The organism is Nocardia sp. NBC_01388 (assembly GCF_045040085.1).
Lineage (GTDB): Bacteria > Actinomycetota > Actinomycetes > Mycobacteriales > Mycobacteriaceae > Nocardia.
Map to the genome: position 1 here is coordinate 701,121 of NZ_CP109553.1, position 21,190 is coordinate 722,310.

Consider the following 21,190-nt stretch of genomic DNA (forward strand, 5'->3'; position numbering starts at 1 on the left):
GGGAATGAACTGCGCAAATCGGGACAATGAGGTTTCCTGCGGGTGCCCGCACGCGAAGTATGAGAGGTGTCTCCAAGTAAGCCCGACGGAGTTGGGAAAGCCTCATGAGCAACACGATCTGTCGCCACCCGGTCGCCGCGTCCGAGGGGGAAGGCGTGCGCACGGCGAACCGGCCGGGCTCGGTGCTGGCGGGACGATACCGGCTGATCGAACTACTGGGGGTCGGCGGCTTCGGCCGGGTGTGGAAGGCCCGCGACGCGCTGCTGGGTGTTGATGTGGCCGTCAAGGAAGTCCGCCTGCCAGCCGCGGCCTCGAATGCGGAACGAGCCGAACGCCTTTCCCTCGCCGAGCATGAAGCCCGCACCGCCGCGCGGTTGCGCGATCACCCGAATATCGTGACGGTCCACGATGTTGTCGTCCAGGACAGGATGCCGTGGATTGTCATGCGCCTGGTGCGCGGGCAGTCGCTGCAGCAGCGCATCGAGGAGCGGGGCCGGCTCACGGTGGACGAGACCACCGCTGTCGCGACGGCCCTGCTGCACGCTCTCGCCGCCGCACACGCGGCGGGTGTGGTGCATCGAGATATCAAGCCCGCCAATGTATTGCTGACCGATACCGGCGAGGTGCTGCTCGCCGATTTCGGCACGGCGGCGCACCTGTCCGATGACACGTTCGCCGAATGCGGCGCCGTCACCGGTTCGGCCGAATACATGGCTCCCGAGCGCATTCGAGGCGCGGGCCACGGCGGCGCGGGTGACCTGTTCTCGCTTGGGGTCACCCTCTATCACGCGGTCGAAGGCCGATCCCCTTTTCTCCGTTCGGCTTTGCCCGCGACGCTGGCGGCGGTGGTGTTCGATCCTGTGCCCGCGCCGCAGTACGCCGGTGGCATCGCCGCGCTGATCACCGGGCTGCTGGACAAGGATCCCGCTGCGCGACCGAGCATTTCGCAGGCGCTGGTTATGCTCACCGCACCGGCCGCGGAGGCAACAGCGCAGGCAGCGCCGGTCCCGGTCACTCAGGACGCGGGACCCTCGGACGCCGGGCAGTGCGGACACCGCGCAGCCACCCAGGTGGTGCGACCGGCCGCACCGGTGCGCTCAGGTCTCGGATTCTCACGCCCACTCCTGGTATTCGACGTCGCCCGTGCACCTCGCCGTTCGCGGCTGACGCCTGGTCTATCGTCATGCGATGAGCGCACGGTTCGAGGAGTTGGGCTGGCGGCTGACGCCGATGGGCGAGATCAGTTTGCGACGGCGGTTCGATCCGGGGGTGCGGTCGGATGTGTACGAGGTCAAGCTGGGGGACGAATACCTCATGTCGAGCCTGTTCACCGTTGCCGAAGAGGAATTGGCGCGACTCGGGCTGGCACGGACGCCGGGGGAGCGGCTGGACGTGATTGTCGGCGGGCTCGGGCTGGGATACACCGCGCGAACAGCGCTGGCGGATCCTCGGGTCCGGACGCTCACCGTTATCGAATACTCCGACGCGGTCATCGATTGGCATGAACGGGATCTGCTGCCCGATGCCGCCGGTTTGGCCGGTGATGAGCGGGTGGCGCTGGTGTGCGCGGACTTCTTCGCCGCGGCCGTGGGTGCGGTCGGGTTCGATCCGGCGCTTCCGGGCCGGACCTATGACGCGGTGCTGCTGGATATCGATCACTCGCCGCGGCACGTGTTGCATCAACCGCACGCGGCCTTCTACACCCGGGCGGGATTGCGGGCGCTGTCGGCATATCTCGCCCCGGGCGGAACCTTCGCGCTGTGGTCCGACGATCCGCCGGACGACGAGTTCCGCGCGATCCTCGATACCGTTTTCACCGATATCGAGGCTCGGCAGGTGTTCTTCGACAACCCGCTGACCAGGGGCCGATCGTCGAACACGATTTATCTGGCGACCAAGTAGGCACCGCCGCGAGCCGATGCCCGCCGACAACGGCACTGCCCCGATCGCCCCGCCGGTAGCAGCTGCCGGGGGACTTCGGCGTACTGGCCGATGAAGGCGAGGTCGGTCGAGCCCGCCGGAACCACATCGGGCCGGTCGCCGTGCTAGCGGACCAGGAACTGGCTCGTGATGGAGGGCATGTACTCGGTGATCGGCAGGCGACTTCGATCAATTGGTTTGGTCGGCGTAGCCCAGCGGAAGTTTTCCGGGCGGGCCGGCGATGACGGAATCGTCTTCCGGCTCACGGGTTTCCAGGTAGGTGATGCGCCCGGCCGAGGAGACGAGGGTCAGGGGGTAGGTCGGTCCGAGGTCGCGGGCGGCGATGATCTCGTCCAGATTGTCCTCGTAGCGAGTGAGGGTGATCTCGGGGTAGTCGAGCATCCACTGGGGATACGAAATGGTGGTGTGCACCTGGCGGCCGGTCAGATACACGATGACAACGGTGGTTGTGCCCGTCGGTTCCACCCAGGCCAGCTTGTACAGGTCGTCGCTGAGCTGAATGATCTTCGCGGCCTGATTCTTGGACCACCGGCCGAACATCGGGCCCATCAGGCACCGGGATTCGATGGTCTCCGCATTGCGCACGTAGAGCTCGTACTTCCAGCCGTTCGCATAGACGTAAATGACGTGTTTGCCGAGAATCCCGGTCAGATCGCCGGTGAACGCGGAATTCGAGATGGTGGGGCCGGCACTCATCGATAGATCCTCTCGGTCAACCTGCACGTTCGGGACCTGCGCGTTTACCAGACTAATGACTCGGACCGGTATCCGCGGGGAAGTCTCACCCATATTAATTTGTGATGGCAGGTAGCAGAACTAGCTATTGGACGGATGGCAGTGGCGCTCGCAGAGTGGGGTCATGACTTTGTTTCGCGATCTACGGCACTACATCGCCAATCTCACCGACACACTGGGCAAGGATGAGGTGCGGGTGATCGACGGCGCGCACTGGGACCTCGAAATCGGCGCCCTCACAGAGCTTCTCGCCGAAGCGGAGGGTCCGGCGCTGCTGTTCGGCAATATTCCGGGCTACCCGCCGGGCTATCGGGTGTTCGCCAACTTCATGGGCACCGCCCAGCGATGCGCGGTCGCGCTCGGATTGCCCTCGGACACACCGAAAATGGAGATCATCCGGGCGTGGAAGGAACTGAGCAAGAAGATCGAGCCGATCCCGCCGGTGGTGGTGCCGACCGGGTCGGTGCTCGAAAACGTCATGGAGGGCGACGATGTCGACCTGACCGTATTCCCGACGCCGCGCTGGCACGACGGGGACGGTGGCCGCTATATCGGGACCGCCTGCATGGTCATCACCCGCGATCCGGATACCGGGTGGGTGAATGTCGGTACCTACCGGGGCTGTGTGCAGGGCAAGGACCGCCTGTCACTGTGGATGCTGGGCAACCGGCATGCGCGCGCGATCGCGAAGAAGTACTGGGATCGCGGCGAGGCCTGCCCGATCGCGGTTGTTGTGGGCTCGGATCCGATCCTGTCCACGGTGGCCGCAATCGCTGCGCCCGAAGGGGTTTCGGAGTACGACGTGGCCGGCGGCCTGCGCGGTCAGGCGGTGGAGGTGCTCTACGCGCCGGGCTCGGATCTGCCGATTCCCGCGCATGCGGAGATCGTCATCCAGGGTGAGATGCCGCCGGTCGCGGAGGAATCCGTGCTCGAGGGCCCCTTCGGTGAGTGGACGGGCTATTTCACCCATGCCGGACAGGAGACCGTGGTGCGGGTGAACCGGATCATGCATCGGGACGATCCGATCATTCTCGGTGCGCCGCCGATGATTCCGACGGTTCCCGCCGGTGATCAGGCGGTGCCGCTGTACTCGGCGTCGGTCACCTGGGATCACCTGGAAGCCTCGGGAGTGCAGAACATTCGAGGCGTATGGGCATACGCGCGGCAGCTGATGATGGTCATCTCGGTCGAGCAGACCGGTGCGGGCGATGCGATGCATGCGCTGCTGGCGGCCGCCGGTCGTAAGCGGACCGGTGGCATGGAACGCTATTTCGTCGTGGTCGACGAGGATATCGACATCACCGATATCAATCATGTGCTGTGGGCGATCTTCACCCGTGTCGATCCGTCGGAGTCGATGCATATCCTGCGGGCGCCGACCACCGCGATCGATCCGCGGCTCTCGCCGGCCAAGCGTGTGGCCGGGGATATGTCGATGGGGATCGTGCTCATCGACGCGTGTAAACCGTTCGCGTGGAAGGATTCCTACCCGCGCGCGAACCGTTTCGAGGAACCGTATCGGGCCGAGATCCGCGAGAAGTGGAAGGCGACACTGCCGCTGTAGGACCCGATCGCCGCCCGTGCCGACCGATGAAAGGCCGAATGGTCATGACGATTCCGGACGAAGTCTCCGCACTACTGCGGGGTTTTCCCACTGTCGGGGCCTGTGAGCAGGCATTTCCTTTTCTCTCGGTCGATGCGGACGGCTTCCCGCACAGCGCCCTGCTGTCGCGATCGGAACTCGAGCCAGCGGTCGGCGGCGATACGCTGCTGGCCGCGGTGGCGAGCAGCCGTACCCGGGCGAATCTGCTGCGCTCGGGTACCGCGGCGTTGCTCGCGGTGGACGGTACGGTGTGTCACCACCTCAAGCTGAAGCTGGTGACCGCGGTGGTCCTCGACGATGTCCTGGGCTGTGAGTTCGCGCTGGCCGAGCACAAGCGTGATGACATCGGTATCACTATGCAGCCATTGACATTTCGTACTTCCGCCGAGCTTGTCGAGGAAGAGAACTGGGCGCGCAGCGCCAGAGTATTCGCCCGGCTGGAAGTAGGCCGGGCCGCCCGGAAGGGGGAGTAGTGGCCGAATCAGTGCGGCGCATCATCGTCGCCATCACCGGGGCCAGCGGTGCACCGTATGCCGTGCGCCTATTGCAGACCTTGCGCGAAATACCCGAAATAGAAACACATCTCGTGATGAGCACCTGGGCGAAATCCAATATCGAGATGGAGACGCCCTATACCGTCCGTGAAGTCGCGGCGCTGGGCGACGTCTCCTACAAGCTGGGTGAACAGGGCGCGGCGATTTCGTCGGGATCGTTCCGGACCGCCGGGATGATCATCGTGCCGTGCAGTATGCGCACCCTCTCCGCGATTCGGCACGGGCAGGCGGACAATCTCATTTGCCGGGCCGCGGACGTGGTGCTCAAGGAACGCCGTCGCCTGATCCTGGTGCCGCGCGAGACGCCGCTCAATGAGATCCATCTGGAGAATATGCTCGCGTTGAGCCGGATGGGTGCGCGCATCGTGCCGCCGATGCCGGCGTTCTACAACCACCCCGAAACCATCGACGAGCTCGTCGATCATGTGGTGACCCGGATTCTCGACCAGTTCGATCTCGATGCGCCGCAGGCCAGGCGGTGGCACGGACTGGATGCGGCCCGTCAGGAACGCGCCGCGGACGGCTTGGCCGCACTGCCCGGGCGCTGAGCCGCCGGGCGCTGCGACGCCAGTGCGGCGGTGTGCTCGATGAACGCGCGGGCGGCGGGCCGGGCGGCGACACCCTCGAGCCAGATGATGCCGAGCCGTCCCGCCGGGAGTTCGGGCACCGGCACACTCACCACTCGATCATTGTGTGTGAGAGCCGATTCCGGTACCAGGGCCATCCCGAGACCCTTCTCCACCATCATGACGAGAATATCGGGACTGCCCGCCTCGAACGCGATGCGCGCGCGAACACCGGCCTTGGCCAGCGCCCGGTCCAGCTGCCAGCGCAGCCCCGAACCCTCGGGGAGGGCGATCAGCGGCCGCTCACTCAGCACCGACAGGGGAAGCGCCGTCTCGAGCGCCAGGGGATCGGAGGGCAGCAGCACCGCCACCACACGCTCCCGGTGCAATTCCCGGGTGTGCAATCCGGTCACGGTTTCGCCGATGAGGCTGGTGAACGCGACATCGAGGACGCCCTCGCGCAGGCGCCGGACCAGTCCCGCCGCACTGTCCTCGACCAAGGAGATATCGACGCCGGGATGTGCGCGATGGAAGGACGCGAGGGTTTCGGGCAGGTCGATACTGCGCGGTGAGATCGAACTGATGCTGCCCACCGCCACATGCCCGCGCAATAGTCCGGTCAGCGCGTCGATCGCGCCACGACCGGCGTCGAGGGCCGCCAGCGCGGCGCGTGCGTGCGGCAGCAGCGCATCGCCCGCGGCGGTCAGTACCACCGTTCGCGGACGTCGCTCGAAAAGCTGTTGGCCCAGTTCGTGTTCCAGGGCCTTGATCTGGGCGCTGACACCGGACTGGGCCACATGCACGCGCGCTGCCGCACCGGTGAAGGTGCCGGTCTCGACGACGGCGATGAAGTAGTGCAGCTGGCGCAGGTCCATGGTCCATGTCTAGCGAACGACGGACTCGGGGGATTCTCGGGGTGCGCGTGGGACCTGCGAGCGATGTGCGGACCGGTGTGCTCGTGTGAACCTGCTGGTATGACTTCGATGCTGAGCGCCGGGCGGCTCATGGCGGGCGGATTGGCGCTGGTGTGTGCGCTGACCGCATGTACGACGCGTACGGACTCGGCGCCGCGCGGGCCGCTGTCCGATACCGGACGAGCCGAGGTGCAGCGCGCACTGGATGCGGCGGTCGCCGCGGGCACGCCGGGTGTGCAGGTGGTCGTCACCGAGCACGGGAACGAGTGGAGCGCTACCTCGGGGGTGGGCGATATCGCGACCGGCGCGAGCTTTCCGGCCGCCGCCCGGGTTCGAATCGGCAGTAATACCAAGGCTTTTGCCGCCACGGTGATGATGCAGCTGGTGGCCGCGGGCACCGTGGATCTGGATGCCCCGATCGAGCGGTATCTGCCCGGTGTGGTGCAGGGCGACGGTATCGACGGCAACCGGATCACCGTGCGAAATCTCATGCAGCACACCAGCGGACTGCCCGAATATCTGGAATTGCCGGAGCTGGACGGGGATTACGAGGCAATGCTGAAGCAGCACTTCGATTCCGCCGCGCTGGTGCACAGCGCACTGAGCACCATGCCCGCGCACTTCCCGCCGGGGGAGAAGGCGGAATACAGCAATACCAACTATCTGATCGTCGGCATGCTGGTCGAGCGCCTCACCGGCAAACCCTTCGCGGACGAGATCACCCGGCGGATCATCGAACCCCTCGGGCTGAAAGCCACCTACATTCCCGCTCCGGGTGAGATCGAGCTGCGCGATCCGCATCCGCAGGGTTACGAGATCGTCGACGGTCAGCGCGCCGACCTCACCCGATTGGAGACCTCGTGGGCCGGCTCGGCCGGAGCGATGGTCTCCACCGGCAGCGAGGTGAACCGCTTCTTCACCGCACTCCTGACCGGCAAGCTGCTGCAGCCGGCGCAATTGGCCGAGATGCAGCGTGATCCGAAGCCGCTCACCAATCGCGACGGCATCGATTACGGTCTCGGCGTCGCGCGGCTGGCGGTGCCGTGCGGTGCGCGGGTATGGGGCCACGGCGGTTCCATCCCCGGCTTCCGGACCTACGACGGGGTGACCGCGGACGGCCGCGCGGTCACCGTGCTGGCCAACCTGCGCGCCTCCGACCCGGCCACGGCGGCCGCGCAGCAGCACGTATTCGATACGGCGATCTGCGCGGCCTCCTGAATACGGGTGGTCGCTAGGCGCTGCCGCTGGTGATCCCGTTGCACGTCACGCTGGAGTTGCCGCTGAGGCTGACCGCGATGCCGCCGGCATCGCAGATGTGCTTGCCGCCCTCCGCGGACCCCGCCGCGAAACCGGTCGGTGACAGCGACGATCCGGCGTCCGTGCCGGCCACCAGCGTGACGGGTTCCGCTGCCGAATCGCCCGCGGCGATGAGACCCCCGCCCGCGAAGCAGAGGCTCGCTACTGCAATACCTTCGGCGAGCAATCTCCCGGTACGGGACGCTGGCATAGTGGTTCTCCTGTTCGCGCACGCCGACCGAGGGGTCGCCGTGCGCGAACTCTAACCGAGGCGGGGCTGGGAAAGCACCTCCGGAGCTATGAGTTCCATGTGAACGCATACTCCGCCAACGCCTTTCGACGAGCCTTGACAGGCCACTCGCACCGAGCCTAGCGTCAGAATCTCAGCCACCGATTTCACCCAATTCAAGGGATGATTCCTATGCTTCGTGGCGCGATTCTGTGCAGTGCGGCGGTAGGTGTGCTCGCGGCGGCCGCCTGTTCGACCTCTTCGACCTCGTCCACGTCACCGTCGACCAGCCCCCCGGTGACTTCCGCATCGAGTGGTTCCCCGGCTACGCAGGGCGGCCTGCCGCTCGAGACCACGCCCACCGGGACGGCTGTCCTGAGCTGGGATCCGGCCACGACGCTCGTCACCGCGGCCATCGACATGCAGGGCTTCACGCCCAGCAGCAGCCATGCCATGCATATTCATCCCGGTACCTGCGCCGATCAGACGCAGCCGCCCGCGGTGCCGTTCCCGGACATCACCGCGGACGCCGCCGGGGCGATCCGGCAGAGCGTGGTGAGCGGGCCGGTTCCCGGCGGTATCCCCGGCGGGTCGTATCTGAACATTCATCTGGCGCCCAGCGCCCAGCTCGGAGCCTCCACCGATGTGAGCTTCACACCGATCGGCTGCGCGGACATTCCCGCGGATACCCCCAAGGCAGGGCCGGTCACGCTGAAAGTCGCTGCGCCACAGAAGAATGGCGAGACGCCCGCGGGTACGGTCAAGCTCACCTATGACGGCACGCAGCACAGTCTGCAGGTGGTTCTCCACGCCACCGGGCTGCCCGCCGGCAGTGCCCATGCGGTGCACATCCACACCGGAAGCTGCGCGGCCCAGGGCGCTGTCCTCTACCCGCTGCCCGATCTGCAGGCCGACGGCGCCGGCGACGGTTCGCTGACGGCGACTGTCGACAATGTCGCGACCCCGCCGCCGGCGACCGGGTGGTACGTGAACGTGCACATGGGTCCGATGAGCCAGATCCTCGACGGGAATACCCCGACGCTGCTGTTCGCGCCCATCCTCTGCGCGAACGTCACCGGGTAGCTGCGCGAACGTCACCGGGTAGCTGCCCGAACGTCACCGGGTAGCTGCCCGAACGTCACCGGGTAGCTGCCCGAACGTCACGGGGTAGCGCTGGAGGATTCAAGCGCAGGGAAATTCGAGGTCTGTCCACCGAGCGGTGCGGGTGAAACCGAGCCGCTCGTAGACCGCCTGCGCCGGATTGGTGTCGGTGACCGACAGTCCCAGGGCCGTCAGACCCGCGTCGCTCGCCCGGGCTGTGACGCATTGCAGGAGCAGCGCGCCGAGCCCGGCGTAGTCGGGTCCGGGGTACCGGAATGCCTCCGATATCCACGGGCCCGCCAATGGCGGCTTGCCCTCGGCATCCTGGACCAGTACGGCCGCGACCACGCGCCGCCCGTCCCAGGCGACGGCGCTGCACGGGTGCAGCGGACCCATGAGCGTCCCGTCGTACAGCCCGTCGAGGGATGCCGGCGCCTCGTCGTCGTGATCGGGATGGCCCGGGAGATAGGCGGCCAGCAGCGCTTCATAGAGCGCGGCGGGTGGAAATTGCCCGGCGGGCAGGAGCTGTAGACCCGATGGCAGTGTCGGTTCCGGAATCGGCGGGGACAGCGCCATGGTGTAGGTATGGAAGGTCCGCAATCGCGTGGCGCCGGCGTCGATGAGAGCGCTCCCGAAATCGCCCGCGGCGGTGGCTCCCCAGCCCGCCAGGGACCGCACGATCGCAGCAGCCGCTGTGCTGGGCGAAATAGCTGCGGCACAACATAATTCATCCGCCCACGGCCGCCCGTCGCGTTCTTCGCGTTCGAAATGGGCGAGCGGGTTCCCGTCGCGATCGAGGATTGCTTCGACCGGCTGCTCGCGCGTCTCCATCGTCACGCCTCTCGTTCCGGGCCGGTGCGGGTATGGCGCAGACCATGGTAAATGGCCGTCCACAACGCCCGTGGAGGTGGCATGGTGGGGGCATGACGTCTGTAGTGATAGCCGGGGCCGGTCTCGCGGGAGTTGCGTGCGCTCACAAGCTCGCCTCGGCCGGTGTCGACGTCGTGCTGATCGACCGTAATGACTACCACCAGTTTCAGCCGCTGCTGTATCAGGTGGCGACCTCGCAGCTCCCCGCCGAGGATGTCGCGCGGCCCCTGGCGGCCATCTTCGCCAAGCATCCGAATGTGCGGTTGATCCAGTCCGAGATCGTGGATATCGATTTCCGCTCGCGGTCGTTGACGACCGGCGAGGGCGAGACCGTCACGGGTCACTATCTGGTGCTGGCCGCGGGTGCATGCGCGAACTTCTTCGGAACGCCGGGAGCGGCGGAGCATTCGTTCCCGCTGTACTCGATCGTCGATGCCGAGCGGTTGCGGCTGCATGTGCGGTCCATGCTCGAAACGCGTTCGGGCCCGCTGGATGTGGTTGTCACCGGCGGCGGGCCGACGGGCGTGGAGACCGCGGGAGCCTTCGCCGAACTGTTCTCCGCGCTGCGGACGATGGAGCATGCGGGTGGTGCGGCCGATGTCTACCTGGTCAATCACGGTGATGCGCTGCTGGCGCCGTTCAGCGAGCGGTCACACAAATACGCCTTCGAGAAGCTCACCGAACACGGTGTGAAGGTGAAACTCGGTGTGGGCGTGAGCAAGATCGAGGCCGCGAGCGTGCATCTCAGCGACGGGACGGTACTGGCGACGCAGACCGCGGTCTGGGCCGGCGGGGAATCGGCCTCGCCGGTCGCGCACGAATGCGGTGTCGCGCCGGGGCACGGCGGGCGCATCGATGTGATGGCAGACCTCACGGTCGACGGGTATTGGGGCGTTTACGCGATCGGTGATGTCGCGAATATTCATGATGGAGAGGGCAAAACGCTGCCGCAACTCGGTTCGGTGGCACAGCAGTCCGGCGTGTGGGCAGCCGAGAACATCATCCGGGAGATCACGGACGAGGATCGGAAGCCGTTCCACTACAAGGACAAAGGCATTATGGCCATGATCGGCCGTGGGGCCGCGATCGCCGAGGTGGGCGCGCATCGCCATCACATTCAGGGCCCGGTGGCGTGTGCCGCCTGGCTGGGCGTGCATGCCGCACTGCTCAGTGGCGCGCACAGCAAGGTCGATGCCTTCATGTCGTGGGCCTGGGATTACATGGATCGCGATCACGCCGCGCTGGTCGAATGCCACGGCGATCCGAAACGCATTGCGTGGGAAGACGATAAGAAGCCCACCCTGTCGACGGTCCGCCCGCCGCGGTGATTTCGGAGCTCACACCTTGACGCCGAGCGCCCCTGCGACGGCGCGGGTGAGATGGTCGGTGATCTCGGCGGGCTGCCAGCGCCGGTGCTCCGCGAGGTCGTAGACCACGCGTTCGTCGAAGATCGTGATCCACAGCAGCACCGCGTAGGTGACGTCGAATTCGGTCGTCTTCCCTTCGCGCGCCAGTGCTTTCAGGACGTCGGCGAGCCGGTCGTGCATGGCGGTGATCGCCTCGTCGCCGTCTCCGAGGCGTTCGATGAAGCCATTGCTGCTGCGGATGTAGCGCACCGCCGGACCCCACTGCATGGCCTGCTCGACCCAGGTGCGGCAGAACCGGTGGAAGCGTTCGACCGGACCGAGATCCGCGGCGCCGGCATCGACCTCGGCGAAAGCCTCCAGCAGCTGTTCGATGGCCCGGCGGTGGAAGGCCTGCATCGCATCCTGCGGCGTCGGGAAGTGCCGGTACGCCGTGGCCACGCCGACGCCCGCCTCGGCGGCGAGTTCGGGTATCGAAAAGCCGATCCGACCGGCCTGCAGCAGAGTGCGGACCGCGTCGACCAGCAGCACTCGGCTGCGCTGGGCATCGCTGCGGGTGTTCACGGGCACGCTTCCATCCTGCACAAACACCTGCGGCGCCGGGGTAGGTGGGTCGAAATCGGGGTAATCGGCGAGCCGCGCCGCATGCTGTCGTAGACCATCATCCGCCCTCGAGTAGAGAAGTTCTTCTCAATTGTCTATTCTCTAATCGAGAAGATCTCCTCACTTGGGAGGGTTGATGAGGGCAGCGGTTCCGGGCGCGCTCCTGGTGCTGATCATGGCGCAGCCCAATATGGCGACGGGCATGATGCCGTACTACCGGCACGCCTGGTCGCTGGCGCCGCTGCTCATCACCGTGATCTTCGCGGCCTATCTGTTCGCGCTCACCCCGACGCTGTCGATTCTCGGGACACCGCCCTCGCGCGGTGGGTGGTGGTGGCGGATCGGTGTCGGCAGCGTTTTCGGCATCGCCGCGGATCTTGCTATGGCAGTGGCGCATTCGGCCTGGCCGGCCTGTATCGCGCGCATCTGCGCCGGACTCTCGGTGGGTCTGGTGACCGGATCACTGGCCGGGTTGATCCTGGAGCGCCGGGGCGAGCGCGGTCGCACCGCGATGGCGAGCGCGACCGTCTTCGGTTCCGCGCTGGGCACCTTCGCGGCGGCGGGCCTGGCGCAATATCTGCCCGCACCAGGCGTCACTGTCTATCTGGTGCACGCGGTGCTGCTCGGAGCTGTTGCGCTGCTGGTGCTTTCCGATCGCGCCACGCGACCGGCCGCGCCACCGCGCAGGGCGCAGGCCCCCTATGTCGAGAGCGAAGCGCCGCTGGCGGGGTATCTCACCGGGATCGCCGCGTGGGTGTCCGCCGGTCTGGTGGTCGCACTGCTGCCGAGTTACGGTGCGGAGCTGCTGGGTACGAAGAACCTCACCCTGCTGGCGCTGCCGGTGACCCTGTATCTGGTCGGCGCCTGGGTCGCGCAGCGCGTCCTGGCGCCGAATACTCTTCCCGCCGAGCCGGTTACGGCGCAGCTGATCATCATCGCCGGGGTGGCGGTCGCGGCCGCGGTGTCATGGGTGCCGAGCCTGCCACTGCTGCTCTGCGGCGGTGTGATCGCGGGGTGCGGTCAGGGCATCGCGTATCGCACCGGACTCCGGATCGTCAGTGCGGCAACAGCACCCGATCAGCATGCCCGGATCTCCGCACGGTTCGCGGCGGTCGCGTATCTGTGCGCGGCGGTCGGCACCATCGGGCTCGGCATTGTCGCCACCGTCGCATCGATGCGCGATGCGGTACTGGCCGCGGCCGCTGTTCTGATCGCGGTCGCCGCGGTCACCTCGCTCGTCCGCCGGCGCGCAATGGCGCGCGCCGCGGGCTCCCACCTCGTCCTGCAGCCTTCGACAATCGCATAGACCAGCGCGCCGCATTCCGCACGCAATTATCGGCGTGCGTTATCGGCGTGTCTGAAAGATGTTGTGCCACAACATATTGCGTGAAAATCACGAAACTGGTTCGTTACTTGCGTTCATCAGTACACAAACTTCGGTTGGTTCACTGAATGCACAAGAAACAAATACATTCCCAGCGAATGGATTCCAGTCATGGCAGCACCCACCCAGGTCGGGCCCTCCGCCACGCGGCGGCCGACCGCATTCCGCGTACGCAGTACCGACGCCTCGATCGCTTCGGCGGCAACTACCGATGGGGCCCTCAAACGCACTCTCGGGCGCACCGATCTGATCGCCATGGGGGTCGGAACCATTGTCGGCGCCGGCATATTCGTCACCACCGGCGTTGCCGCGGCAACCAAGGCCGGCCCCTCGATCGTCCTGTCATTTCTGCTGGCAGGGGCGATCTGCGTGCTGGTGGCGCTGTGCTACAGCGAGTTGGCGGCAATGACGCCGGTATCCGGCAGCGCCTATACCTACACCTATTCGACCATGGGTGAGGTCCCGGCCTTTCTTGTCGGATGGAATCTGCTGCTCGAATATGCGGTGGCCACGGCGGCAATTGCCATCGGCTGGTCCGGATTATTCGGCGCGGCCTTGAAATCGCTTTTCAGCGTCACCCTTCCGAAGGCAATTTCGGCGGGGCCCAGTGATGGCGGAGTGGTCAATCTCCCGGCGGTTGTCATCGTCGGACTCATCGTCGCCGTGCTGGTGTTCGAGGTGAAAATCGCCGCCGCCGTGGTGAAGACGCTGGTGGCGCTGACCGTTGCCGTCCTCATTGTGGTCATCGCGGTCGGCGCACCGCATGTGCACGCCGGCAACTGGGCGCCGTTCATGCCGTTCGGCGTCAATGGCATCGCGGGCGGGGCGGCCATGGCGTTCTTCGCCTATCTCGGCTTCGATGTGGTCGCCACCTCGGCCGAGGAGACCCGTAATCCGCGCCGGGATATGCCGTGGGGCATTATCGGCTCGGTGGTCATCGCGACCCTGCTGTACATCGCCGTGAGCGCCGTATTGACCGGTGTCGCACCGTATTCCAGCCTGAACAACTCCGCGCCGGTGGCCACCGCGCTGGCCGCGATCGGCGCCGGATGGATCGGCAAGGTGATCCTGGTGGCCTCGGTGATCGCCCTGACCAAGGGTCTGCTGATGGTGTTCTACGGGCAGACCCGGCTGCTGTTCGCCATGAGCCGCGACGGGCTGGTACCGAAGGCATTGTGCCGCACCAGCTCCCGTGGAGCGCCCGTGCGGCTGAGTCTGCTGCTGGGCACGGTGATCGCCGTGGTCGCGGGGCTGACGCCGATCGACACCGTCGCCGAACTGGTGAATATCGGCGCGCTGTTCGCCTTCCTCATCGTGGCCTTGGGCGTGATGATCCTGCGCCGCACCGATCCCGATCGGCCCCGGCCGTTCCGGACTCCGCTCATGCCGGTGGTGCCGATTGTCGCGATCGCCGGATGCATCTGGCTGGCAACCACCTTCGAGACGCTGACCTGGCTGCGCTTCGTGATCTGGAGCGCCGTCGGCGTGGTGCTCTACCTCACCTATGGCCGTCGGCACTCCGTGGTGGCCGCAGGAGGTGCCGCGTGACCGCTCAGCTGGACAGCTTCTATCCGACCCAGGTCACCTTCGGCACCCACGACGAAATCCACCGCGCGGCGGCAGCGGCCCTGGACTCCGATGTCTTCGACTTCGTCGAAGGCGGTGCGGGCAAAGAGATCACGCTGCGCGCCAATCTGGCGGCGTTCGGCCACTGGCGGATTCTGCCCGAACCGATGAGCGGTGTCGCGACACCGTCGACTCGCACCGAACTCCTCGGAATGTCCCTCGAAACTCCGGTGGTCACCGCGCCTTTCGGCGGTGACGCACTGTTCCATCCCGATGGCCACCTCGCCGTCGCCCGGGCGGCTCAGCATCGGGGCGCGCTGTCGATCGTGCCCGAGGCGGGCAGCTTCTCCTACGAGGAGGTGCACACGATGGCCCCGCGCGCCGCGCGCATTGCCCAGTTGCACCCGTTCGCGCATGCGGCCGCGGTGGCGGAACGGGTGCGGCGGGCTGGTTTCGATGCTCTCTGTGTCACCGTGGACTGCCCGGTAGGCGGCTTCCGCACCCGTAATATGGGCAATCGCTTCGATCCGGACCAGCGCCTGTTCGCGGGCAATCTCACCGGGGAGAACGGCGCGCCCGGGGTCGCCGAAGTCTTCGGTCAGTTGCTCAAACAGGGTGGTTCCGTGTGGAATTGGGACCAGCTGACGGCTGCGGCGGCCGATTTCGGACTGCCGTGGATCGCCAAGGGCATTCTCACTCCGGCGACGGCCGAACGGGCGCTCGCCGCCGGTGCTTCGGCGCTGGTGGTCTCCAATCACGGTGGCCGCCAGCTGGATCCGGCGCCCGCGAGTCTGGATATGCTGCCGGGCATTCGAGCGGCGGTCGGGGCCGAGCTGCCGATCCTGCTGGACAGCGGAATCCGCACCGGCAGCGATGTGTATCTGGCGCTGGCGCTGGGCGCGGATGCGGTGATCATCGGCCGCTCGGCCATCTACGGACTGGCGGCGGCCGGTGAGGCCGGGGTGGACCGCGTGCTGGAGCTGCTCACCGAGGAGCTGCGGACGCTGATGATCCTCTCCGGCGCCGCGACGATCGGCGATATCGACGGCACCCGCATCACGGGGGCCGCCTCGTGAGCGCCGCAGCGTTCCCCTCGTTCCGCAGTGGCGGCGGGCTGGTATTCACCTCCGGCCTGGCCGCGATCGACCCCGCCACCATGACCGTGTCCGCAACCACCTTCGACGAGCAGGCCGCCGCGGTATTCGACCGGCTCGATGCGGTACTGGCCGAATCGGGCAGTTCACGCGACGACGTTCTCAAACTCGAATGCTATCTGGCCGGCCGCCAATGGGTTCCGGCCTGGAATGCCGCCTTCGGCAAATTTTTCACGTCAGCCGCACCGGCGCGGACCACGACTGTCACCACCCTGCCCATCGAGGGGCTGCTCATCGAAATCCAGGCGATCGCCATCGCCCCAGCTCGAGGAAGATCATCATGACCGCAGTGACACCGCTCGTGCATCCCCACGCCGGCATCGGCGACTTCACCATCCGCGACGTCATCGAGGGCCAGACCGCCGGTCAGCTCATTGTCGCGGCCGACGACTGGGGTTGGTGGACAACGCTGCTGGGCGGCGACACCATCGCGCCCAGCACCGGTATCCAGCAGACCGTCGCCCACGGCCTGGTCCGGGCCGGCTTCCTGGCCCGGCGCGGCCACCGCTACCACCTCACCCACACCGGCCACGATGTCGGCAAGAACCGCGGCTTCGTCCGGTGCGCGGTCCGCGGCTGGGAACCGACCTTCCGGCGGCTCTCCGGCGCAGCACACGATGAATACATCCCCGCCGCAACCGAACCCGGTGAGGTGGCACGCGCCTGCACCGATATCGCACGGCGGCGGCCGGAGATATTCGCGACCATCGGCGCTTCCATTGCCGCCGGCACCCCGGGCTGCACCATCGATCTCGGGTGCGCCGACGCCGGACGGGTTCAGGCGCTGGCCGGGCTGGCGCCGCGGGAACAGTTCCTCGGCGTCGATATCGAGGACGAGGTGATCGACGCCGCCACGGTCGATGTCGCGAAACTCGGACTCTCCGAACGGATCACACTGCTGCCGGGTTCGGTGCAGCCGGAACCGCAGCCGCCCGCCTGGCTCGGCAAGATCGACCGGGAGAGCGTCACCACGGCCATGTCGTTTTTCCTGCTGCATCAACTCGCCAGCGACGGCGACGGAATCGCGGCGGTGCTGCGCGGCTGGATGGAGTGGTTCCCCAATGTGCGCCGCCTCGTCATCGGCGACGGCTATCTGCTCGAGGCCGAGCACTGGACCCAACAGCCCTGGTTCTCACCGACTTACGAGATCTACCACACCATCACCGGCGTGCGGCTGTGGACGCAGCTCGAATACGAACGCGCCTTCGCCGACCTGGGCTGGTCGGTGACGCGGCGGATGGAGGATCACACCATGCTGGTCACCACCATTCTGGAACGCGGGTGACATCTGTATTCGACGGCACGCCCTTCGACATCGACACCCGCCCGTCGGTGCTCGATCAGTTCACCGCCGACGAGACCGGCCGCCTCGGCCGACGCCCGCGTGGCATCGCCTATGCGGCCGGTCTCGACGACGTACTGGCGGTCGTCGGCTGGGCGCGCGATACCCGCACCCCGCTGATCACCCGGGGGGCGGGCACCAGCCTGGAGGGTCATCTGCTGGCCCGCGGCGATGAGTTGATACTCGATCTGTCGCAGGCGAATTCGATTCTGGACCTGGCGCCCGCCGACTTCACCGCCACCGTGCAGCCGGGTGTCACCCGCACCCGGCTCAATGCGGCGGCGGCCGAATTCGGCCTGCAATTCACCGTGGATCCCGGTGCGGACGCCTCGCTGGGCGGGATGGCCGCGACCAATGCCAGTGGCACCACCGGTGTGCGGTACGGCGGTATGCGCGCCAATGTTCCTGCGCTGCAAGCGGTCTTCGCAGACGGCCGGGTCGCACGGCTGGGCCGGGCGGTGCGCAAGAGTTCCAGCGGCTACGACCTGAAGGATCTGGTGATCGGGTCGGCGGGCACGCTGGCGGTCATCACCGAGCTCACCGTGCGATTGCATCCGATTCCGGAATGGCTGCGCTCGCTGCGGATTTCGTTTCCGACGGTTCGGGAGGCGGTGGCAGCGGCGGTCGAACTGCTCGGGCTCGCGGTGCCGGTGAGCCGGCTCGAGTTCGTCGACGCCGCGAGTATGGCCGCCGTCAACGCTTTTCGTGGCAGCGGATATGCCGAAACACCGGCCCTGTTCATCGATCTGGAGGCGGCTTCGTCCGCGGCGGCGGATGCGGACGAGCGGGAGATCCAGCGGGTCTGCCGCGCGTATCACGCGGACGGCATCGAAGTGGCCCGCACCCATACCGAGCGCCACACCCTGTGGGAGGACCGTCACCAACTGTTCTTAGCCCTCAAGGCCCGCAGTCCGCGGCATCGCTTCCTCGTGACCGACACCGCCGTCCCGTACTCCCGCATCGCCGATGCGGTCGGTACGGCCACCCGGCTCGGCGCGGAACTCGGCCTGGATATCAGCGTCGCCGGCCATATCGGCGACGGCAATGTCCATGTGGTGGTGCCCTACACCGACACGACCCTGCCGACCGCTCTGCGCTTCTCCGATGAGGTGGTGCGCCACGCCCTCGCGGTGGGCGGCACCGCCTCCGGTGAGCACGGCATAGGCCTGACGAAGAAGAAGTACCTGCGCGCCGAACACGGCCCCGCCGTGGACATCATGACGACCATCAAACAGGCCCTGGACCCGCACGGATTACTGAACCCCGGCAAGATCCTCGATGCCTGACCGCCCTATCCGCCACGAGTGACCGATCGGATCAGTCCCGGTGGCTCACCACATTGACAATGCGCCCGCTCGGGTCGCGAACGAAGAACCTGCGGACGCCCCAGGGTTCGTCCCGCAGGGCATAAACGATGTCGGCCCCTGCGGCAGCGAGGGTTTCGTGCACCACGTCCACATCGGCAACCTCGACGCTGAAGTCCGGCTGCGTGTAGTCCGCCCCCGGCTGGACCAGCGTGACCTGTGCGGTCGGATTCGACGGCGAGGCCATGGTGACCACCCAGCCTAGATCCATGACCTCCTCGAACCCGATGAGGCCGTAGAACTTTCGGCTCTCGGCCAGATCCGCGGTCGTAATGTCGGGCACCACTCGGCGAATGCTCATCTCAGCCACGTCGACATTATGCCGCGCGCCCGATTGTCAGAGCTCGTGTGCGCCCGTAGCGCGTGGTTTCGGCACGGTATCGCAGTGTGGCAATTCCATGACGGTGTCCCACCAACTGCTCAGCGGACTGGGATCGGGCCACCTGAGCGGCCGATCGGTACTGCCGTTGGGATCGTGCATTGCCTTCTGGGTCATGCGGTCCTCCTTGCCGGCTCGTATGAGCAGCCGTGGGGCCTACTGTAGACCTACAGTGTTGACGCCAGGTTGCGAGTAGCCGTTACGCTGCTCACACCGCTGGTGCCTGCTCAGGGCACGCGGAGGCAGGAGACGAAGCCGATCCAGCCGGGGTAGCGGATCGAGTGGGCTCCGAAGGAGTGGCTGTAGTAGCGGGTGCAGCCGCCGGTCCGGGGGTCGCGCAGGTGGACCGGGGTCTGGGCGCGGCCGAAGGCGGCGGTGCTGTGTGCCCACAGGCGGCGGAACTGCGGGTAGACGCCGTATTCGGTGATCAGTTCGGCGAACCAGGCCGGGCTGCCGGATCCGCCCAGGGTGCCGCGCAGTCGGGATACCGCGAGTGCGGCCTCCTGCTCCCAATCGACCATGACCCGCTTCGAGAGTTCGTTGCCGAACATCCAGTGGATCCAGTTGCCGGTTTCGGCCAGCCCAGGAAGTGCGGCGGCGTAGGCGTTGTTGAGGGCCAGCAGGTTGAGGCGGATATCGAAGTACGCGGCCGGAGCGGGGGAGTGCAGAGCCAGGACGTGGTGCATCGCCGGGGTGATCTGGGCCTGCAATTGCGCCACGGTGGGCACCGCGGTTTCGGCCAGACCCGCCAGATCGTGCAGATGCCTGCGCTCGGTGTCCGATAGCGCGGTGACCGTATCCAGTTGCTGCACCAGCGCTTTCACCACCGAGTGCGTCGGCCGCTCCCGTTGCCCCTGTTCCAGGTGCGTGAGGTAGCTGACGCTCACGCCGGCCGCGAAGGCCAGTCGCTCCCGGGAAATCTGCCGCGCGTCCCGGAGTCTGCGCAGCAACTGACCGAGAGTGGGTGGCTGCGGCGGATATTCGTGATCCGCGGTCTGCTGGACAGTCACGGCGCATCACTCCTGGAACGGCGAACTAGCTGGTGAAGAAGATTTCGACCACCCTTGTATCCGTACCATATCGGCCGTCCGGGTGGTGCACACGCCTCGCCCCCGAGTGCAGATAGCGGTAGCAAACAGTTTGCACTCCACCCGACCGGCTTCAGTACGCGATAGTCGGAATTACGCGACGAGGGTGAGGTGCGTCCGCTCGATTCGGCCGGTGCCGCTCGCGCGGGTCAGCAGGCGGGCGATCGCCTCGGCCACCTGCACCGGCTGTTCGAGAATCACCGAGTGACCGGCGCCCTCGATCATGACCAGGTCCGAATACTCGACCGCGGCGGCCATCGCGACGGAATGCGAGGGCGGCGTCATCAGGTCGGCGGTGCCGCACAGCACCAGGGTCGGGATCTTCGACAGGGCCGGCAGCGTGCCGGTTCGGTCGTAATGCGCGAAAGAGCTGAGGAAACTCGCCATCGTCACGATCGGCGTCTCATTGTGCATCGCCTCGGCGAGGCTCAGCACGCGCGGGCTGACCTTGCGATTCCCGAATTCGGCGGTGCGGATGACCGGGGCGAAGACCTTGCAGGCCACCAGCTTTGCGCGCTGCATCAGCCGCGGGGCGTAGCGGACGGCGGTCTGGAATGCCGAAACGACCGGATTGCGCAGGAGGCGGCCGAAACCGGCATCGGCGAGCCCGCTCGCGGCGGTCGCGATGAGGGCCACGCCGACTATGCGGGTGCCGATCTCGTGCGGATTCTGGCTGAGATAGGTCAGCGCTGTCATACCGCCCATCGAGTGGCCGACGAGGATTACCGGTCCGGTGGGAGCGACGGCCTCGAGCACCTCGCGCAGGTCGTAGCCCAGTTGTGTGAGGTGGTAGGTCTCCCGGGGCGCCGTGGCGGAGTCGCCGTGGCCGCGATGGTCGTAGCAGACGACCCGGGCGCCGGGATACTGCCGCAGCAGCGCATCGCGGACGTCGGTCCAGGACTCGGAGCGCTGACAATGTCCGTGCAGCAGAACGACGGTGAGGTCCGCGGTGCGCGGGCCGTATTCGCGCACCGTGAGCGCCACCCGGTCCTCGGTCGCGACCGTGGCACGACGTTCGGCCGCGGCGGCGATCATGCGGGATATCGACATTGGAGGCTCCGGTTCGCTGGTGATGACCCAACTGTCCGCCGCATTCGCCACCGGTATCAGGACCCCGAGAGCTGGGGTCGCTCCCCC

The 21,190-nt window shown here is 66.8% G+C and carries 22 protein-coding genes and 2 pseudogenes; 14 read left to right on the top strand and 10 right to left on the bottom strand.

Going from position 1 to position 21,190, the window contains the following annotated elements; translation table 11 throughout:
• Positions 1-104 precede the first annotated feature (104 nt).
• Positions 105-896: pseudogene (locus tag OG716_RS03355) on the top strand (serine/threonine-protein kinase); the annotation flags it as partial.
• A 292-nt stretch (positions 897-1,188) separates the two neighbouring features.
• Positions 1,189-1,902 carry a spermidine synthase gene (locus tag OG716_RS03360; protein WP_405136218.1) on the top strand — a complete coding sequence of 238 codons (714 nt, stop codon included), beginning with the start codon at positions 1,189-1,191 and terminating at the stop codon, positions 1,900-1,902.
• On the opposite strand, the pseudogene OG716_RS03365 reads toward OG716_RS03360, so the two are convergent.
• A pseudogene (locus OG716_RS03365) lies at positions 1,884-2,033 on the bottom strand (oleate hydratase); the annotation flags it as partial. The gene OG716_RS03360 and the pseudogene OG716_RS03365 overlap by 19 nt on opposite strands.
• 76 nt (positions 2,034-2,109) lie before the next feature.
• Positions 2,110-2,637, bottom strand: coding sequence for a phenolic acid decarboxylase (locus OG716_RS03370; protein ID WP_405136219.1), 528 nt, complete (start codon positions 2,635-2,637; stop codon positions 2,110-2,112).
• Between the two features lie 163 nt (positions 2,638-2,800).
• Between OG716_RS03370 and OG716_RS03375 the strand changes: the two genes are divergently transcribed.
• Genes OG716_RS03375 through OG716_RS03385 form a run of 3 tightly spaced genes read left to right on the top strand, consistent with a single transcriptional unit; the run spans position 2,801 to position 5,381 of the window.
• Positions 2,801-4,240: a UbiD family decarboxylase gene (locus tag OG716_RS03375; protein ID WP_405136220.1), complete on the top strand. Its 1,440-nt coding sequence runs from the start codon at positions 2,801-2,803 to the stop codon at positions 4,238-4,240.
• A gap of 38 nt (positions 4,241-4,278) precedes the next feature.
• The gene (locus OG716_RS03380) at positions 4,279-4,752 is read left to right on the top strand and encodes a hypothetical protein (RefSeq protein WP_405136221.1); all 474 of its coding nucleotides are present in this window, start codon (positions 4,279-4,281) and stop codon (positions 4,750-4,752) included.
• Positions 4,752-5,381 carry a non-oxidative hydroxyarylic acid decarboxylases subunit B gene (locus OG716_RS03385; protein ID WP_405136222.1) on the top strand — a complete coding sequence of 210 codons (630 nt, stop codon included), beginning with the start codon at positions 4,752-4,754 and terminating at the stop codon, positions 5,379-5,381. The genes OG716_RS03380 and OG716_RS03385 overlap by 1 nt, the downstream gene beginning before the upstream one ends.
• Here OG716_RS03385 and OG716_RS03390 read toward each other — a convergent pair.
• The gene (locus OG716_RS03390; RefSeq protein ID WP_405136223.1) at positions 5,336-6,274 is read right to left on the bottom strand and encodes a LysR family transcriptional regulator; all 939 of its coding nucleotides are present in this window, start codon (positions 6,272-6,274) and stop codon (positions 5,336-5,338) included. The two genes, OG716_RS03385 and OG716_RS03390, sit on opposite strands and share 46 nt — an antisense overlap.
• Positions 6,275-6,373: 99 nt before the next feature.
• On the opposite strand from OG716_RS03390, the gene OG716_RS03395 reads away from it, so the two are divergent.
• Positions 6,374-7,531 (top strand): serine hydrolase domain-containing protein, encoded by a 1,158-nt coding sequence (locus tag OG716_RS03395; protein WP_405136224.1) that lies wholly within the window; start codon positions 6,374-6,376, stop codon positions 7,529-7,531.
• A 13-nt stretch (positions 7,532-7,544) separates the two neighbouring features.
• On the opposite strand, the gene OG716_RS03400 is transcribed toward OG716_RS03395, so the two are convergent.
• Positions 7,545-7,820, bottom strand: a complete 276-nt coding sequence (locus OG716_RS03400; RefSeq protein WP_405136225.1) for a hypothetical protein — start codon at positions 7,818-7,820, stop codon at positions 7,545-7,547.
• Positions 7,821-8,135: 315 nt separating this feature from the next.
• Here OG716_RS03400 and OG716_RS03405 point away from each other — a divergent pair, with 315 nt between their 5' ends.
• Positions 8,136-8,921, top strand: coding sequence for a CHRD domain-containing protein (locus OG716_RS03405; RefSeq protein WP_405136226.1), 786 nt, complete (start codon positions 8,136-8,138; stop codon positions 8,919-8,921).
• Between the two features lie 99 nt (positions 8,922-9,020).
• Here OG716_RS03405 and OG716_RS03410 read toward each other — a convergent pair whose 3' ends face one another.
• A complete protein-coding gene (locus OG716_RS03410) occupies positions 9,021-9,770 on the bottom strand; it encodes a GNAT family N-acetyltransferase (protein WP_405139491.1) in 750 nt (249 codons plus the stop codon).
• Positions 9,771-9,862: 92 nt separating this feature from the next.
• Between OG716_RS03410 and OG716_RS03415 the strand changes: the two genes are divergently transcribed.
• On the top strand, positions 9,863-11,137 hold the full coding sequence (locus OG716_RS03415) for an NAD(P)/FAD-dependent oxidoreductase (RefSeq protein ID WP_405136227.1): 1,275 nt from the start codon (positions 9,863-9,865) through the stop codon (positions 11,135-11,137).
• Between the two features lie 9 nt (positions 11,138-11,146).
• Here the strand turns inward: OG716_RS03415 and OG716_RS03420 are convergent, their stop codons facing one another.
• A complete protein-coding gene (locus OG716_RS03420) occupies positions 11,147-11,743 on the bottom strand; it encodes a TetR/AcrR family transcriptional regulator (RefSeq protein ID WP_405136228.1) in 597 nt (198 codons plus the stop codon).
• 169 nt (positions 11,744-11,912) lie between these two features.
• Between OG716_RS03420 and OG716_RS03425 the strand changes: the two genes are divergently transcribed.
• From OG716_RS03425 to OG716_RS03450, 6 genes are all read left to right on the top strand, one after another.
• Positions 11,913-13,082 (top strand): hypothetical protein, encoded by a 1,170-nt coding sequence (locus tag OG716_RS03425; protein ID WP_405136229.1) that lies wholly within the window; start codon positions 11,913-11,915, stop codon positions 13,080-13,082.
• Between the two features lie 189 nt (positions 13,083-13,271).
• Entirely contained in the window at positions 13,272-14,708 is a 1,437-nt protein-coding gene (locus tag OG716_RS03430; RefSeq protein ID WP_405136230.1) for an amino acid permease, read from the top strand.
• A complete protein-coding gene (locus OG716_RS03435) occupies positions 14,705-15,802 on the top strand; it encodes an alpha-hydroxy acid oxidase (RefSeq protein ID WP_405136231.1) in 1,098 nt (365 codons plus the stop codon). Before OG716_RS03430 ends, OG716_RS03435 begins: the two co-directional genes overlap by 4 nt.
• Positions 15,799-16,164: a RidA family protein gene (locus OG716_RS03440; protein ID WP_405136232.1), complete on the top strand. Its 366-nt coding sequence runs from the start codon at positions 15,799-15,801 to the stop codon at positions 16,162-16,164. The genes OG716_RS03435 and OG716_RS03440 overlap by 4 nt, the downstream gene beginning before the upstream one ends.
• Positions 16,161-17,165, top strand: coding sequence for a hypothetical protein (locus OG716_RS03445; protein ID WP_405136233.1), 1,005 nt, complete (start codon positions 16,161-16,163; stop codon positions 17,163-17,165). Before OG716_RS03440 ends, OG716_RS03445 begins: the two co-directional genes overlap by 4 nt.
• Entirely contained in the window at positions 17,162-18,508 is a 1,347-nt protein-coding gene (locus tag OG716_RS03450) for an FAD-binding oxidoreductase (RefSeq protein ID WP_405136234.1), read from the top strand. The genes OG716_RS03445 and OG716_RS03450 overlap by 4 nt, the downstream gene beginning before the upstream one ends.
• 31 nt (positions 18,509-18,539) lie before the next feature.
• Here OG716_RS03450 and OG716_RS03455 read toward each other — a convergent pair whose 3' ends face one another.
• The 4 genes from OG716_RS03455 to OG716_RS03470 form a co-directional block, all read right to left on the bottom strand.
• The gene (locus tag OG716_RS03455; RefSeq protein WP_405139493.1) at positions 18,540-18,887 is read right to left on the bottom strand and encodes a VOC family protein; all 348 of its coding nucleotides are present in this window, start codon (positions 18,885-18,887) and stop codon (positions 18,540-18,542) included.
• Between the two features lie 36 nt (positions 18,888-18,923).
• Positions 18,924-19,082 carry a hypothetical protein gene (locus OG716_RS03460; RefSeq protein ID WP_355126362.1) on the bottom strand — a complete coding sequence of 53 codons (159 nt, stop codon included), beginning with the start codon at positions 19,080-19,082 and terminating at the stop codon, positions 18,924-18,926.
• Between the two features lie 110 nt (positions 19,083-19,192).
• Positions 19,193-19,975 (bottom strand): helix-turn-helix domain-containing protein, encoded by a 783-nt coding sequence (locus OG716_RS03465; RefSeq protein WP_405136235.1) that lies wholly within the window; start codon positions 19,973-19,975, stop codon positions 19,193-19,195.
• 171 nt (positions 19,976-20,146) lie between these two features.
• Positions 20,147-21,103, bottom strand: coding sequence for an alpha/beta fold hydrolase (locus OG716_RS03470; protein ID WP_405136236.1), 957 nt, complete (start codon positions 21,101-21,103; stop codon positions 20,147-20,149).
• Between the last annotated feature and the right edge of the window lie 87 nt (positions 21,104-21,190).

Excerpts from the sequence above, each read along its gene's own strand:
- OG716_RS03360 (WP_405136218.1), top strand. The coding sequence starts at position 1,189 with ATGAGCGCACGGTTCGAGGAGTTGGGCTGGCGGCTGACGCCGATGGGC.
- OG716_RS03370 (WP_405136219.1), bottom strand. The coding sequence starts at position 2,637 with ATGAGTGCCGGCCCCACCATCTCGAATTCCGCGTTCACCGGCGATCTG.
- OG716_RS03375 (WP_405136220.1), top strand. The coding sequence starts at position 2,801 with ATGACTTTGTTTCGCGATCTACGGCACTACATCGCCAATCTCACCGAC.
- OG716_RS03380 (WP_405136221.1), top strand. The coding sequence starts at position 4,279 with ATGGTCATGACGATTCCGGACGAAGTCTCCGCACTACTGCGGGGTTTT.
- OG716_RS03390 (WP_405136223.1), bottom strand. The coding sequence starts at position 6,274 with ATGGACCTGCGCCAGCTGCACTACTTCATCGCCGTCGTCGAGACCGGC.
- OG716_RS03395 (WP_405136224.1), top strand. The coding sequence starts at position 6,374 with ATGACTTCGATGCTGAGCGCCGGGCGGCTCATGGCGGGCGGATTGGCG.
- OG716_RS03400 (WP_405136225.1), bottom strand. The coding sequence starts at position 7,820 with ATGCCAGCGTCCCGTACCGGGAGATTGCTCGCCGAAGGTATTGCAGTA.
- OG716_RS03410 (WP_405139491.1), bottom strand. The coding sequence starts at position 9,770 with ATGGAGACGCGCGAGCAGCCGGTCGAAGCAATCCTCGATCGCGACGGG.
- OG716_RS03415 (WP_405136227.1), top strand. The coding sequence starts at position 9,863 with ATGACGTCTGTAGTGATAGCCGGGGCCGGTCTCGCGGGAGTTGCGTGC.
- OG716_RS03425 (WP_405136229.1), top strand. The coding sequence starts at position 11,913 with ATGAGGGCAGCGGTTCCGGGCGCGCTCCTGGTGCTGATCATGGCGCAG.
- OG716_RS03430 (WP_405136230.1), top strand. The coding sequence starts at position 13,272 with ATGGCAGCACCCACCCAGGTCGGGCCCTCCGCCACGCGGCGGCCGACC.
- OG716_RS03445 (WP_405136233.1), top strand. The coding sequence starts at position 16,161 with ATGACCGCAGTGACACCGCTCGTGCATCCCCACGCCGGCATCGGCGAC.
- OG716_RS03455 (WP_405139493.1), bottom strand. The coding sequence starts at position 18,887 with ATGAGCATTCGCCGAGTGGTGCCCGACATTACGACCGCGGATCTGGCC.
- OG716_RS03460 (WP_355126362.1), bottom strand. The coding sequence starts at position 19,082 with ATGACCCAGAAGGCAATGCACGATCCCAACGGCAGTACCGATCGGCCG.
- OG716_RS03470 (WP_405136236.1), bottom strand. The coding sequence starts at position 21,103 with ATGTCGATATCCCGCATGATCGCCGCCGCGGCCGAACGTCGTGCCACG.